Origin of the sequence: Streptomyces sp. NBC_00078, from assembly GCF_026343335.1 — a bacterium.
Taxonomy (GTDB): domain Bacteria; phylum Actinomycetota; class Actinomycetes; order Streptomycetales; family Streptomycetaceae; genus Streptomyces.
On the sequence record NZ_JAPELX010000001.1, the window covers coordinates 6,384,142 to 6,397,731 of the forward strand.

The 13,590-nt window shown below is 70.3% G+C and carries 11 protein-coding genes and 1 pseudogene; 7 read left to right on the forward strand and 5 right to left on the reverse strand.

What is annotated here, in order from left to right; translation table 11 throughout:
* The first annotated feature begins 137 nt into the window (after positions 1–137).
* On the forward strand, positions 138–1,163 hold the full coding sequence (locus OOK07_RS30155) for an ATP-dependent 6-phosphofructokinase (protein WP_266684919.1): 1,026 nt from the start codon (positions 138–140) through the stop codon (positions 1,161–1,163).
* A gap of 50 nt (positions 1,164–1,213) precedes the next feature.
* Here the strand turns inward: OOK07_RS30155 and OOK07_RS30160 are convergent, their stop codons facing one another.
* The gene (locus tag OOK07_RS30160; protein WP_266684921.1) at positions 1,214–1,936 is read right to left on the reverse strand and encodes a helix-turn-helix domain-containing protein; all 723 of its coding nucleotides are present in this window, start codon (positions 1,934–1,936) and stop codon (positions 1,214–1,216) included.
* 177 nt (positions 1,937–2,113) lie between these two features.
* Between OOK07_RS30160 and OOK07_RS30165 the strand changes: the two genes are divergently transcribed.
* Positions 2,114–2,569, forward strand: coding sequence for a PPOX class F420-dependent oxidoreductase (locus OOK07_RS30165; protein WP_266799587.1), 456 nt, complete (start codon positions 2,114–2,116; stop codon positions 2,567–2,569).
* 6 nt (positions 2,570–2,575) lie between these two features.
* Here the strand turns inward: OOK07_RS30165 and OOK07_RS30170 are convergent.
* From OOK07_RS30170 to OOK07_RS30180, 3 genes and pseudogenes are all read right to left on the reverse strand, one after another.
* Positions 2,576–2,692, reverse strand: a pseudogene (locus OOK07_RS30170) (carbohydrate ABC transporter permease); the annotation flags it as partial.
* 5 nt (positions 2,693–2,697) lie between these two features.
* Positions 2,698–3,390, reverse strand: a complete 693-nt coding sequence (locus OOK07_RS30175) for a response regulator (RefSeq protein ID WP_266799589.1) — start codon at positions 3,388–3,390, stop codon at positions 2,698–2,700.
* Positions 3,387–5,036 carry an ATP-binding protein gene (locus OOK07_RS30180; RefSeq protein WP_266799591.1) on the reverse strand — a complete coding sequence of 550 codons (1,650 nt, stop codon included), beginning with the start codon at positions 5,034–5,036 and terminating at the stop codon, positions 3,387–3,389. The genes OOK07_RS30175 and OOK07_RS30180 overlap by 4 nt, the downstream gene beginning before the upstream one ends.
* A 119-nt stretch (positions 5,037–5,155) precedes the next feature.
* Between OOK07_RS30180 and OOK07_RS30185 the strand changes: the two genes are divergently transcribed.
* From OOK07_RS30185 to OOK07_RS30205, 5 genes are all read left to right on the forward strand, one after another.
* On the forward strand, positions 5,156–6,568 hold the full coding sequence (locus OOK07_RS30185; protein ID WP_405670695.1) for a cation:dicarboxylate symporter family transporter: 1,413 nt from the start codon (positions 5,156–5,158) through the stop codon (positions 6,566–6,568).
* A 189-nt stretch (positions 6,569–6,757) separates the two neighbouring features.
* Positions 6,758–7,534, forward strand: coding sequence for a DUF2127 domain-containing protein (locus OOK07_RS30190; RefSeq protein WP_266799593.1), 777 nt, complete (start codon positions 6,758–6,760; stop codon positions 7,532–7,534).
* Positions 7,535–7,693: 159 nt separating this feature from the next.
* A complete protein-coding gene (locus tag OOK07_RS30195; RefSeq protein WP_266684930.1) occupies positions 7,694–8,080 on the forward strand; it encodes a MerR family transcriptional regulator in 387 nt (128 codons plus the stop codon).
* A 14-nt stretch (positions 8,081–8,094) separates the two neighbouring features.
* Positions 8,095–8,409 (forward strand): thioredoxin family protein, encoded by a 315-nt coding sequence (locus tag OOK07_RS30200; RefSeq protein WP_266684932.1) that lies wholly within the window; start codon positions 8,095–8,097, stop codon positions 8,407–8,409.
* A gap of 155 nt (positions 8,410–8,564) precedes the next feature.
* Positions 8,565–10,787: a HelD family protein gene (locus OOK07_RS30205; RefSeq protein ID WP_266802076.1), complete on the forward strand. Its 2,223-nt coding sequence runs from the start codon at positions 8,565–8,567 to the stop codon at positions 10,785–10,787.
* Positions 10,788–10,981: 194 nt separating this feature from the next.
* Here OOK07_RS30205 and glgB read toward each other — a convergent pair whose 3' ends face one another.
* The gene (gene glgB / locus OOK07_RS30210; RefSeq protein WP_266799595.1) at positions 10,982–13,582 is read right to left on the reverse strand and encodes a 1,4-alpha-glucan branching enzyme; all 2,601 of its coding nucleotides are present in this window, start codon (positions 13,580–13,582) and stop codon (positions 10,982–10,984) included.
* Between the last annotated feature and the right edge of the window lie 8 nt (positions 13,583–13,590).

The window sequence follows — 13,590 nt, forward strand, 5'->3', positions numbered from 1 at the left end:
CCGCCAGGATCGAGGGCCGGCCCGATGGTCCGACAGGGTGAACCAGGCCAAAGGAGACAGAGGGGACATCGTCCTCCGGGCCGTGAAACAATCGGATCGGCTCACCGGTACCGACAGCGAGCAGGAGACACAGCACGATGCGCATCGGAGTTCTCACCGCCGGCGGCGACTGCCCTGGTCTGAACGCAGTGATCCGGTCGGTCGTGCACCGAGCGGTCGACCACTACGGCGATGAGGTCATCGGCTTCGAGGACGGCTACGCCGGCCTGCTGACCAGCCGCTACCGCAGCCTCGACCTGAACGCGGTCAGCGGCATCCTGGCCCGCGGCGGCACCATCCTCGGCTCCTCCCGCCTGGAGCGCGACCGGCTGCGCGAGGCCTGCGAGCGGGCCGAGGACATGGTCGAGGCGTTCGGTATCGACGCACTGATCCCCATCGGCGGCGAGGGCACGCTGACGGCGGCACGCATGCTGTCCGACGCCGGACTGCCGGTGGTCGGCGTCCCCAAGACGATCGACAACGACATCTCCTCCACGGACCGCACCTTCGGCTTCGACACCGCGGTCGGTGTCGCCACGGAGGCGATGGACCGCCTCAAGACCACCGCCGAGTCCCATCAGCGCGTGATGGTCGTCGAGGTGATGGGCCGGCACGCGGGCTGGATCGCCCTGGAGTCCGGCATGGCCGCCGGCGCCCACGGCATCTGCCTGCCCGAGCGGCCCTTCGACCCGGCCGACCTCGTCAAGATGGTCGAGGAGCGCTTCGCCCGCGGCAAGAAGTTCGCCGTCGTGTGCGTGGCGGAGGGCGCCCACCCCGCCGAGGGCAGCATGGACTACGGCCACGGCGAGATCGACCAGTTCGGTCACGAGCGTTTCCAGGGCATCGGCACGGCCCTGGCCTACGAGCTGGAGCGCCGGCTCGGCAAGGAGGCCAAGCCGGTCATTCTCGGCCATGTCCAGCGCGGTGGTGTCCCGACGGCGTACGACCGCGTCCTCGCCACCCGCTTCGGCTGGCACGCGGTGGAGGCGGCGCACCGGGGCGGGTTCGGCAGGATGACCGCGCTCAAGGGCACCGACATCGTGATGGTGCCGCTCGCGCAGGCGGTGACCGAGCTGAAGACGGTGCCGAAGGACCGGATGGACGAGGCGGAGTCGGTCTTCTAGTTCCGGGGCACTAGCGGGGCACCAGTACCGGTCGGGGTACTGGCAGAGCCTCACTCGGTGTTGTCCTGGACCGCGGCCCAGAAGTGGTCGACGATCCGGTCCAGGAAGTCCCGCCCCAGGTCGCTCGAGTTGTTGGCGGCCATCCCGTCGCCCCAGCTCAGCGAGGCGACCATCTGCCCCTGGTAGTCCTGGTGCAGCTGCTGGAGGGTGTCCTCCAGCAGCCGCCGGTCCAGGGGCACCACTTTGCCGACCGGGCGGACGTAGGCCTGCCAGCGCGTACTCGCGGCACTGCGGAGCAGTTCGGTGAGCTTTTCCTCGCGCCCGGTGACGGTGATGAAGTCGGGGAGCGAGAGCTGGAGCAGCTCGGCGAGCGCGGCCGACTGGCGTTCGTTGCCGTGCCAGCTGTTGTGCTCCTCCATGTGGAGATAGGCGAGGAGTTCGAGGCCGGCGGTACGGGCGATGTCCTCGGGGGCCAGCCCGCGGGCGATGCGGTGTTCGCGCAGGGTGCGCGGCTTTCCGATGAGTTCACCGGGGGAGCACCACAACACGCCCGCGAGGGCGGCGAGTTCGGAGTCGGAGGGGCTGAGCTGCTCCCGCTCCCAGGCGACGACGAGGTCGGGGGTGATGTAGGGGAGTCCGTAGGAGACGCGCAGGCCGTAGGCGACGTGTTCGGGTCCCATGCCGAGGGCCGTACGCAGGCGGCGGGCGGACAGGGCGTTGAAGGGCGGCGGTGGCTGGGCGGGCTGATTCGGGCGGGTAGGACGTTGGCGCACGGGCCACAAGTTAGGCGCACCGTGACGCACTGACTACGGTCTGTTCGGCCAGGATCGCGGATTGTAGGAACGTACGGCTGGGGCGGTGCGGAGCGGCTGGCCGGAGATCGTCTGTCGAACAGGCCGGGACGATCGCGAGGATGGGCGCGGGCCGCCCGGGCGGGCGGCGGAGAGGACGTGATCTTCGTGTACGAAGTGAAGGGCAAGGTGGAGGGGCATATTCGCGAGCGCCTGCTGGCGCCGAACTTCTGGCACCTCGCGACGGTCGGCGCCGACGGTGCGCCGCAGGTCTCGCCCATGTGGGCGGACCTCGAAGGTGAGTACGTCATGGTCAACACGGCGATGGGACGGGTGAAGGAGCAGAACCTGCGGCTCAATCCCAACGTTTCGCTGTCCCACCACGACCCCGGCAATCCCTACGACCGGGTGGAGATCCGGGGCCGGGTCGTGCGGTTCGTGGAGGGGGAGGAGGCGGAGCGCTCGATGGACCGGCTGACGAAGAAGTACATCGGCGAGGACAGGTATCCGTGGCTGCTGCCCGGGGAGCGGCGGGTGATGCTGCTGATCGAGCCGGTGCGGGTGCGCAGGGTGGTGGGCGTGGAGCCGTTCCGCCCGGGAGTGCTCAACCCCTGACCGCCCCGCCCCGCCCGGCGCGAAGCCACCCAGCCGCCGGGCGATCAGCAGGTACAGCGGGACCGCCGGCGTCGAGTGGGCGACCGAGAACGCGGCCGGCTGCCCGTACGCCACCATCCCCCTCCCTGTCAGCCCCGCTCCCCACGAACCCACCGGTACTGCAGCTCCGGGCGCCCCACGGTCCCGTACTGCGGATTGCGGGCCGCGCGTCCCGCGTCCACCAGATGCTCCAGATACCGCCGGGCCGTGATCCTGGAGATTCCCACCGCCTCCGCCAGCGCCGCGGCCGTCAAGCCCGCCCCGCAGTCCCGCAGCGCCACGGTCACCCGTTCCAGCGTCGGCGAACTCAGTCCCTTGGGCAGCGCCGCGGGCGACGGCGCCCGCAGTGAGGCGAGCGCCCGGTCCACCTCGTCCTGCCCGCTCGCCTCACCCACCGCCGCGTGGAACTGCGCGTACCGCACCAGCCGGTCCCGCAGCGTCGCGAAGGTGAACGGCTTCAGCACGTACTGCACCACCCCCAGCGACACCCCCTCCCGGACCACGGTCAGATCCCGCGCCGACGTCACCGCGATCACGTCCGCGTGATGCCCGGCCGCCCTCAGCGAGCGCGCGAACTGCAGCCCGTGCACATCCGGCAGATGCAGGTCCAGCAACAGCAGATCCACCGGCGTACGGTCCAGCAGGCGCCGCGCCTCCGCCCCCGTGTGCGCCTTGCCCACGGCCACGAACCCCGGCACCCGGCCGACGTACATGAGATGCGCGTCCGCGGCCACCGGATCGTCCTCCACCACCAGGACGCGAATGGGCTGCTCGGTCGTCATACGTCACCTCTCACCGTGGTACGCGCGGTCGGCCCGGCCGGGACGGTGGCCGCACTCAGGGGCAGCCGGGCCTCGAAGACCGCGCCGCCCTCCTGTCCCTCCGCCACGGTCAGCGTGCCCTCCTGCCGGGCCACCGCCTGTCGTACCAGGGCCAGGCCCAGACCGCGCCCGCCGGGGCCGGCCGGCTTCGTCGAGAACCCCCGCTGGAACACCAGTTCCGCATGGGCGGGATCCACCCCCGCGCCGCTGTCCGCGACCCGCATCACCAGCTCGGCGTCCTCCGCGTACGCCGTCACCGTCACCCGCGCGCCGACGCTGCCCTGGGCCGCGTCCACCGCATTGTCGATCAGGTTGCCGAGGATCGTCACCAGGTCGCGGGCCGGCAGGGTCGGCGGGAGCAGGCCGTCGTCGAGGCGGCTGTCCTCCGACACCACCAGCTCCACGCCCCGCTCGTTGGCCTGCGCGGTCTTGCCGAGCAGCAACGCCGCCAGCACCGGTTCGCTCACCGCCGCCACCACCTGGTCGGTCAGCGCCTGGGCGAGCTCCAGCTCGGCCGTCGCGAAGTCCACGGCCTCCTCCGCCCGGCCGAGCTCGATCAGGGACACCACCGTGTGCAGCCGGTTCGCCGCCTCGTGCGCCTGCGAGCGCAGAGCCTGCGTGAAGCCCCGCTCGGAGTCCAACTCACCCATCAGCGACTGGAGTTCGGTGACATCGCGCAGCGTCACCACCGTCCCGCGCCGCTCCCCGCCGGACACCGGCGACGTGTTCACCACCAGCACCCGGTCCGCCGTCAGATGCACCTCGTCCACCCGCGGCTCCGAGGCCAGCAGGGCACCCGTCAGCGGGCCGGGCAGACCGAGTTCCGCGACCGACCTGCCCACCACGTCCTCCTCGGACGGCACACCCAGCAGCTCCTGCGCCCCGTCGTTGACCAACGCCACCCGGAACTGTCCGTCGAGCATCAGCAGCCCCTCGCGCACGGCGTGCAGTGCGGCCTCGTGGTAGTCGTGCATGTGGCTGAGCTCGGCCGCGTTCATGCCGTGGGTGTGCCGGCGCAGGCGGGCGTTGACCACGTACGTGCCGACCGCGCCCAGCGCGAGGGCGCCGACCGCCACCCCGAGCAGCGCCGACACCTGGCCCTGCGCCTGCTTGCTGATCGCCTGCACCTTGATGCCGGCGCTGACGAGGCCGACGATCCGCGTGCCGTCGTAGACGGGCGTGACCGCCCGGACCGACGCCCCGAGCGTGCCGGTGTAGGTCTCGGTGAAGGACCTGCCGTGCAGCGCCGGCCCGATGGTGCCGACGAAGTGCTTGCCGATCTCGTCCTTGTTCGGGTGGGTCCAGCGGATGCCCTTCGGGTTCATGATCGTCACGAAGTCGACGTCCGCGTCGCGCATCACCTTCAGCGCGTACGGCTGGAGCTGCGCCGTGGGGTCCGGGGTCTTGATCGCCGCCACCACGGACGGGGCGTCCGCGATCGAGCGGGACACCGCCATGGCCTGGCGGGCGGCCGCGTCCTCGGCCTGCTCCCGGTCGCTGAAGTAGCTGAACAGTGCGTATCCGGCCACGAGCACCGCTATCAGCACGGCCTGCATGGCGAAGAGCTGGCCTGCCAGGCTGCGGGGTCTCGGGACGGGGATGCGCATGTCGTCAGTGTGCCTCTCAGGCCAAGTGTGAACTAAATGAACGGAAGGGTGACCGCCCTCACAGGGCGGGAGATAGTCACGGCATTCCCCTATATCCCCGGACGTGAGCCGCACGCCGGATGATGCCGACGACGTCGTCAAGGAGGGCAGCCGTGGCCAGCACCCGCGCTACCGCACCTGCCGCACCCGCCAAGCGGGACCGCACCCACTACCTCTACATCGCGGTGATCATCGCGGTGGTTCTCGGCATCGGCGTCGGGTTCGCCGCGCCCGATTTCGCCAAGGAGCTCAAGCCGATCGGCGCGGGCTTCGTGAACCTGATCAAGATGATGATCTCGCCGATCATCTTCTGCACGATCGTGCTCGGTGTCGGTTCCGTACGCAAGGCCGCCAAGGTCGGCAAGGTCGGCGGGCTCGCCCTCGGCTACTTCATCGCCATGTCCTTCGTGGCGCTGGCCATCGGCCTCGTCGTCGGCAACATCATCCACCCGGGCAGCGGGATGCACCTGACCGAGGCCGTGAAGGGCGTCGGGCACGAGCAGGCGAAGGCCGCCGCCGAGGGGCCCGTCGACTTCCTGCTCGGGATCATTCCCGGTACGTTCGCCTCCGCCTTCACCGAGGGCGTGGTGCTGCAGACCCTCCTGGTGGCGCTGCTCACCGGGTTCGCCCTGCAGGCCATGGGGCGCTCCGGTGAGCCGATCCTGCGCGGGGTCGAGCACATCCAGAAGCTGGTCTTCCGCATCCTCGGCATGATCATGTGGGCCGCGCCCGTCGGTGCCTTCGGTGCGATGGCCGCCGTGGTCGGCGAGACCGGAGTGGACGCGCTCAAGGCGCTGGGCACGATCATGGCCGGCTTCTACATCACCTGTCTGCTGTTCGTCGTCATCGTGCTCGGCACGCTGACGAAGCTCGTGGCGAAGGTGAACCTCTTCCACCTGCTGAGGTACCTCGGCCGGGAGTTCCTGCTGATCGTCTCCACCTCGTCGTCCGAGTCCGCGCTACCGCGGCTCATCGCGAAGATGGAGCACCTGGGTGTCGGCCGTCCGGTCGTCGGTATCACCGTGCCGACCGGCTACTCCTTCAACCTCGACGGCACGATGATCTACCTGACCATGGCCTCGCTGTTCATCGCGGACGCCATGGACCAGCCGATGAGCATCGGCCAGCAGATCGGTCTGCTGCTGTTCATGATGGTCGCCTCGAAGGGCGCGGCCGGTGTCTCCGGTTCCGGTATCGCGGTCCTCGCCAGCGGTCTGCAGTCGCACAAGCCCGCCCTCGTCGACGGCGTCGGCCTGATCATCGGTATCGACCGCTTCATGAGCGAGGCCCGCGCCGTCACCAACTTCGCCGGCAACGCCGTCGCGACCCTGCTCATCGGTACCTGGACCGGCGAGGTCGACAAGGAGCGGGTGGACCGCGTCCTGGCCGGCGAGCTGCCCTTCGACGAGAAGACGCTGCTGGACGACGCCGAGCCGGACGTCCCGGTGCAGGTGCCCGAGCAGGGCGGCGAGAAGGAACTCGCCAAAGCCTGAACCCCGAGTCTCCCGGGCGGCTGACACTCCCCCCGTCGATCGGTCGCCCGGTCGAGTACGCCGAGCGGCCGGGTCCCTCCCCGTGGACCCGGCCGCTCGGCGGCGTTGATCCTCACCAACCTCTTACCCGCGTCCACTAGCGTGCCGCGCCGATCGTCATGCGCAGCAAGCTGGTTGGAGGCACGGGGGATGAAGATCGACTGGGACCGGCGCACATGTGCCCGAAAGGGGCATGTCACTTACGCGCCGGACGACCCCCGGCTGCGGGTGCGGCTGCACGCGGAGACCGCTCTCGGGGACGTGTGGCGCTGTCTGCGCTGCGGCGACTTCGCGCTGGGTGAGCCGCACGGGTCGGGACCGGCGAGCGAGGCGCCTCTCGTGCCGCGCGGGAAGGTGCTGCGCGACCTGTTCATCCTGCGCTTCCTGGCGATCGAGCGGGCCGTGCGCGGCGTGTTCATCGTGCTGGTGGCGGCGGCGGTGTGGAAGTTCAGCAACAGTCAGGACGCGGTACGCAGCCTCTTCGACGAGTACCTGAACGTCTTGAGGCCCGTCTTCAGGCACTTCCACTACGACCTCGACCACTCACCGGTCGTCGGCAGCATCCAGAAGACCTTCGGCTACAAGCACTCCACGCTGCTTCTGGTGGCCGTACTGCTCCTCGCCTACGCCCTGATCGAACTCGTCGAGGCCGTGGGCCTCTGGTACGCCAAACGCTGGGCGGAGTACCTCACGGTGGTCGCCACCGCCGCCTTCCTCCCGCTGGAGATCTACGAACTCACCGAGCACATCAGCTGGTTGAAGATCGGCACCCTGGTCCTCAACGTCCTCGCCGTCCTCTACATCGCCCTCGCCAAGCGGCTGTTCGGGCTCAGGGGCGGCCGCCGGGCCTTCGACGAGGAGCGGCAGAGCGCGTCCCTGCTGGAGGTCGAGGAGTCGGCCGGAATACCCGCCGCCCAGGGCGCCTAGACCCCGGGGTGGCGGCCCGCCCTCGGGGGAGTGGCTGCTGGGCCCGCGTCCCGGCCGTGCGCCCCGCTGACGTTCGCGCCGGCCCTGACGCAGATCCTGGTCCGTCTGTCGTCGAGCACGGTTGCCTTGACGTCGGCGTCAAGGATTACGTTCGTAGGTATGCGAATCGGCGAGCTGGCCGCACGGGCCGGGACCACGACGCGGACGCTGCGTTACTACGAGTCGCGCGGGCTGCTGCCCGCGCGGCGGGGCGACAACGGCTACCGGACCTATGACGAGAGCGACCTGAAGCTGCTCCTGCAGGTCAGGACGCTCCAGGACTTCGGGTTCGACCTGGAGGAGACGCGGCCGTTCGTGGAGTGTCTGCGTGCCGGGCACCCGGAAGGCGACTCCTGCCCCGCGTCGCTCGCGGTCTACCGCCGCAAGCTGGACGAACTCGACGCACTGATCGGGGAGTTGCAGGCGGTGCGGGCGAAGATCGGCGTGCGGCTGGCCACGGCCGCGGGAGAGTCGCCGTTGTGTGAACTGGGAGGACGGGAACTGTGATCAGAGCAGCGGGTGTGGCAGCAGTGACGGACGCGGACTTCGAGGCGGAGGTGATGCACAGTGATCTGCCGGTGCTCGTGGAGTTCACGGCCGACTGGTGTCCGCCGTGCCGGCAGATGGGACCGGTGCTCAGCGCCCTCGCCGCGGAGGAGGGGGAGCGGCTGAAGGTGGTCCAGCTCGATGTGGACACCAACCCGGAGACCACCAACGCGTACAGGGTCCTGTCGATGCCGACCTTCATGGTCTTCCGTGGTGGCCGGCCGGTGAAGTCGATGGTGGGCGCCAGGCCCAAACGGCGGCTGCTGGAGGAGCTGGCGGACGTAGTGTGACCTGACGCAATACAAAGAAATCCCCCGAGCAATTGCGCTCCGGGGATTTCTTTGCGTATATTCAATGGTTCGCGACTTCACGGAAATTGAGTCACGAAGAAGTTCAGTGAGCACATTCTATATGCGCGGGAGTGGAATTGTCAAACAGCGATGAAATTCGTGGTGAGCAGGAATTCATCGACCGGCTGTACGCGCGCGTGGACGCCCTGCGCGGGGACACCGAGGCCGGCGTCACGGACGCGCTGGCCCAGGGCAACACGCCCATGCAGGCCCGGCTGGAGCGGGATATCCTGGTCGCCGAGCGCTCGGGACTGCTCGCGGCACTGAACGCCGTGGACGGCTCGCTCTGCTTCGGCCGTATCGACCTCACCTCGGGCACGAGCCATCACATCGGCCGTATCGGACTGCGCACGGACGACGAAGAGCGCACACCGATCCTGATCGACTGGCGTGCCGAGGTCGCCCGCCCCTTCTACCTGGCCACCGGGCACACCCCGATGGGACTGCGCCGGCGCCGGCACCTCACCACCAGCGACCGTACGGTCACCGCCCTGCACGACGAGATCCTCGACCTGGGGGACCAGGAGAGGACCGGTCACGAGGACCCGACCGGCGACGCCGTGCTGCTGGCCGCGCTGGGCTCCGCGCGCACCGGCCGCATGAGCGACATCGTGCAGACCATCCAGGCCGAGCAGGACGAGATCATCCGGGCACCGCACCGCGGGGTGCTCGTGGTCGAGGGCGGCCCCGGCACGGGCAAGACGGCCGTGGCACTGCACCGGGCCGCGTATCTGCTGTACGAACACCGGGAGCTGCTCGCCAAGCGGGCCGTCCTCATCGTCGGCCCCAACCCCGCGTTCCTCGGCTACATCGCCGAGGTGCTGCCCTCGCTCGGCGAGACGGGCGTGCTGCTCGCGACGGTCGGGGAGCTGTTCCCCGGCGTGAAGGCGAGGGCGAGCGACACCCGTGCGGCGGCCGCGGTGAAGGGCCGTGCCGACATGGCTGACGCGCTCGCCGAGGCCGTACGCGGCTGGCAGGCCCTGCCCGACCCGGTGATCGCGATCGAGCACGACCGCGAGATCCTGATGCTCGACGACGGCCTGGTGAAGATGGCCCGCGAGCGCACCCGCGCCGCGGACCTGCCGCACAACGTGGCCCGCGAGCACTTCGAGGGCCACATCCTCAACACGCTCACCGACATGGTCGCCGAACGCATCGGCACGGACCCCTTCGACGGTACGAACCTGCTGGACCCGAGCGACATCACGCAGATCCGCGACGAGCTCGCCGAGAACCCCGAGGTGTGGGCGGCCATCGACCAGTTGTGGCCGCGGCTGACCCCGCAGCGGCTGGTCGCGGACTTCCTCGCCGATCCCGTCGGCTACCTCCCCGACGAGGACGCGGCCGCCATCCGCCGCCCGGTGACACGGGCCTGGACGGTGGCGGACGTACCGCTGCTGGACGAGGCCGCCGAACTGCTCGGTGTCGACGACCGGGTGCGGCGGGCGCGGGTGGAGCGCGAGCGGGAGACGCAGGTCGCCTATGCGCAGGGCGTGCTCGACGTCTCGTACGCCTCGCGCACCTACGAGTTCGAGGACATCGACCAGGAGGACTCTGAGGTCCTGTCCGCGCACGACATCATCGACGCCGAGCGGTTCGCCGAACGCCAGGAGCAGGACGACCACCGCAGTGCCGCCGAGCGCGCGGCGGCCGACCGGACCTGGGCGTTCGGGCACATCATCGTCGACGAGGCGCAGGAGCTGTCGCCGATGGCGTGGCGGCTGCTCATGCGGCGCAGCCCGACCCGCTCCATGACCCTGGTCGGCGATCCCGCGCAGACCGCGGAGGCGGCGGGTGTCGGCTCCTGGGCGCGGATCCTCCAGCCGTACGTCGAGGACCGCTGGGAGCACACCCGGCTCGGCGTCAACTACCGCACCCCGGCCGAGATCATGGAGGTCGCTGCGGCGGTGGTGCGGGCCGAGCAGCCCGACTTCGAGCCGCCGAGTTCGGTGCGGTCCACCGGGGTCCGGCCATGGGCGCGTGCGACCGACGATCTGGCCGGCGCGGTCGCCAAGGCGGTGGAGGAGCTGACGCCCGCGGAGGGGCGGCTCGCGGTCATCGCGCCACGGCATCTGCACCGGCGGCTGGCCGCGCGCCTGGACGGGGTGACGGCGGGGGCCGAACCCGATCTGACGCGTACCGTCGTGCTTCTCGATCCGCGTCAGTCGAAGGGGCTGGAGTTCGACTCGGTGCTGGTCGTGGAGCCGGGGCTGTACGCGACGAGTGATCTGTACGTGGCGCTGACCCGGGCCACTCAGCGGTTGGGGGTGTTGCACAGTCGGGCGTTGCCTGCGGCGCTGGCGGCTGCTTTTGCGTGACCGGGGGCCCGCGGGCGCGGACCCCCGCTCCGCCAACGCCGGAGGGGCTGGACACCAGCCCCGGGTGCGGGCCCTTGTACTGGACGTACTTGGGTCTGTGCCAGGTGCGGCGAGTGGGGGCACCTCCCACGCCCTTGAGGCAGTGGGGGAGCGTGCCGGGCGTCGCGACGGGGCGAACGTGGCTTGTCGGGGCACTAGGCCGGGCGTAGCCAGAGCGTCGTGAGCGGTGGCAGCGTCAGCCTGATGCTGGCCGGGCGGCCGTGCCAGCCCTGGGGTTCGGGCTTGATGACGTCCGGGTTGGTGACGTCGCTGCCGCCGTACTTGGCGAGGTCGGTGTTGAGGGTCTCGTGCCAGGCCGGGACGTCGTCGGGGGCGCCGAGGCGGTAGTCCGGGCGGACGACGGGGGAGAGGTTGGAGACGGCCAGGAGCGGGGTGCCGTCGGCGGCCAGTCGCAGGAACGCGAAGACGTTGTCGTCGGCCGCGTCGCCGACGATCCACTGGAAGCCGGCCGGGTCGATGTCCCGCTGCCACAGCGCCGGCGTGTGGCGGTAGACGACGTTGAGGTCGCGGACCAGGTCGCGCACCCCGCGGTGGTCGGCCTCGGCGCCGTAGGCCGGGTCGAGGAGCCACCAGTCCGGGCCGTGGGCCTCCGACCACTCCGCACCCTGCGCGAACTCCTGGCCCATGAACAGGAGTTGCTTGCCCGGGTGGGCCCACATGAAGGCAAGATAGGCGCGCAGGTTGGCCCGCTGCTGCCACCAGTCCCCCGGCATCTTCGACACCAGTGACCGTTTGCCGTGGACCACTTCGTCGTGCGAGATGGGCAGGACGTAGTTCTCGCTGTAGGCGTACACCATCGAGAACGTCATCTCGTTGTGGTGGTACTTGCGGTGCACCGGCTCGTGGCTCATGTAGTCGAGGGAGTCGTGCATCCAGCCCATGTTCCACTTCAGGCCGAAGCCGAGGCCTCCGAAGCCGCCCGGCCCCCGGTGGTGGGTGGCCCGGGTGACGCCGTCCCAGGCCGTCGACTCCTCCGCGATCGTCACGACACCCGGCACCTGCCGGTACACCGTCGCGTTCATCTCCTGGAGGAACGCCACCGCGTCCAGGTTCTCCCGGCCGCCGTGCTCGTTCGGCACCCACTGACCCGGTTCGCGCGAGTAGTCGAGATAGAGCATGGAGGCGACCGCGTCGACCCGCAGGCCGTCGATGTGGAACTCCCTGCACCAGTACACGGCGTTGGCGACAAGGAAGTTGCGCACTTCGCGGCGGCCGTAGTCGAACTCCAGCGTTCCCCAGTCGGGGTGCGCGGAGCGCAGCGGGTCCTCGTGCTCGTACAGGGGGCGGCCGTCGAACTCCGCCAGCGCCCAGTCGTCGCGCGGGAAGTGCGCCGGCACCCAGTCCATCAGGACGCCGACGCCCGCCTGGTGCAGCGCGTCGACCAGGCACTTGAAGTCGTCGGGGGTGCCGAGCCGGGCCGTGGGGGCGTAGAAGCCGGTGACCTGGTAGCCCCAGGAGCCGCCGAAGGGGTGTTCCGCGACGGGCATCAGCTCGACGTGGGTGAAGCCCAGGTCCTTGACGTACGCGGGTAGCTGGTCAGCGAGTTGACGGTACGTCAGACCCGGGCGCCAGGACGGCAGATGGATCTCGTAGACGGAGAACGGCGCCTCGTGCGCGGGCAGGTCCGCCCGCCGCTCCAGCCACTGCGCGTCGTGCCACTCGTGGTGGGAGGCGGTGATCACGGACGACGTCTTCGGCGGGGTCTCCGTGCGCCGGGCCAGCGGGTCGGCGCGCAGGGTCTTCGAGCCGTCGGGCCGGGTGATCTCGAACTTGTACAGCTCGCCCTCGCCGATCCCGGGCACGAACAGCTCCCAGACACCGGAGGAGCCGAGCGAGCGCATGGGGTGACCGGCGCCGTCCCAGAAGTTGAAGGTGCCGGCCACATGGACGCCGCGTGCGTTCGGCGCCCACACGGAGAAGCGGGTGCCGGTCACGCCCTGGTGCGTCATCGGGTGCGCGCCGAGCACCGTCCACAGTTCCTCGTGCCGGCCCTCGCCGATCAGGTGCAGATCGAGGTCGCCCAGCGTGGGCAGGAAGCCGTACGCGTCCTCGGTGTCCTGGACCGAGCCCTCGTACGCCACCAGGATCCTGTACCCGGGGACCTCGGACAGCGGCAGCAGGCCGGAGAAGAACCCGTCCCCGTCGTCGTGCAGCTCCGCCCGCAGGTCCCCGGCGACTACGGTCACGGACAGCGCGTACGGCCTGAAGACCCGGAAGGCGACCCCGCCGGGCACCTGGTGGGCGCCCAGCACCGTGTGCGGATCGTGGTGCGTACCGGCGAGCAGCCGCCCACGGTCACCGGCGTCGACGGCGGGGGAGACCGGCGCGTCCCCGACGGGCGCCGCGCTGGGCGTGAGCCGCTCCGGAACGGGTGCCTTCACCGTGGCCCTGGTGACGGGCTTCTTCGCCGCTGACTTCGCGGGGGCCTTCTTCGCGATGGCCGTCTTCTTCGTGGCGGCCTTGGTCGTCACCGCCTTCTTGGCGACGGCCTTCTCAGCAGTGGTCTTCTCTGCCGCCGTCTTCTTCACCGCGGTCTTCTCCGGCGGCGTCTTCTTCGCGGCCGCCTTCTTGACCGTGGGCTTCCCGGCCGGCGTCTTCTTCGCCGCCTTCGCGGGCGCGGTCGTCTTCTCCGCGGCCTTCTTCACCGCCTTCTTCACACTCTGCGCGGCTTTGGCGGCCTTCTCCTCGGCCTTCTTCTTCGGATCCGAACCGCTGGGCGTGGGGCGGGGGGTCACGGGCGGCG

Coding starts and splice junctions, on each gene's coding strand:
- OOK07_RS30185 (WP_405670695.1), top strand. CDS start 5,156: ATGATGCCGACGACGTCGTCAAGGAGGGCAGCCGTGGCCAGCACCCGC.
- OOK07_RS30180 (WP_266799591.1), bottom strand. CDS start 5,036: ATGCGCATCCCCGTCCCGAGACCCCGCAGCCTGGCAGGCCAGCTCTTC.
- OOK07_RS30190 (WP_266799593.1), top strand. CDS start 6,758: ATGAAGATCGACTGGGACCGGCGCACATGTGCCCGAAAGGGGCATGTC.
- OOK07_RS30155 (WP_266684919.1), top strand. CDS start 138: ATGCGCATCGGAGTTCTCACCGCCGGCGGCGACTGCCCTGGTCTGAAC.
- OOK07_RS30175 (WP_266799589.1), bottom strand. CDS start 3,390: ATGACGACCGAGCAGCCCATTCGCGTCCTGGTGGTGGAGGACGATCCG.
- OOK07_RS30195 (WP_266684930.1), top strand. CDS start 7,694: ATGCGAATCGGCGAGCTGGCCGCACGGGCCGGGACCACGACGCGGACG.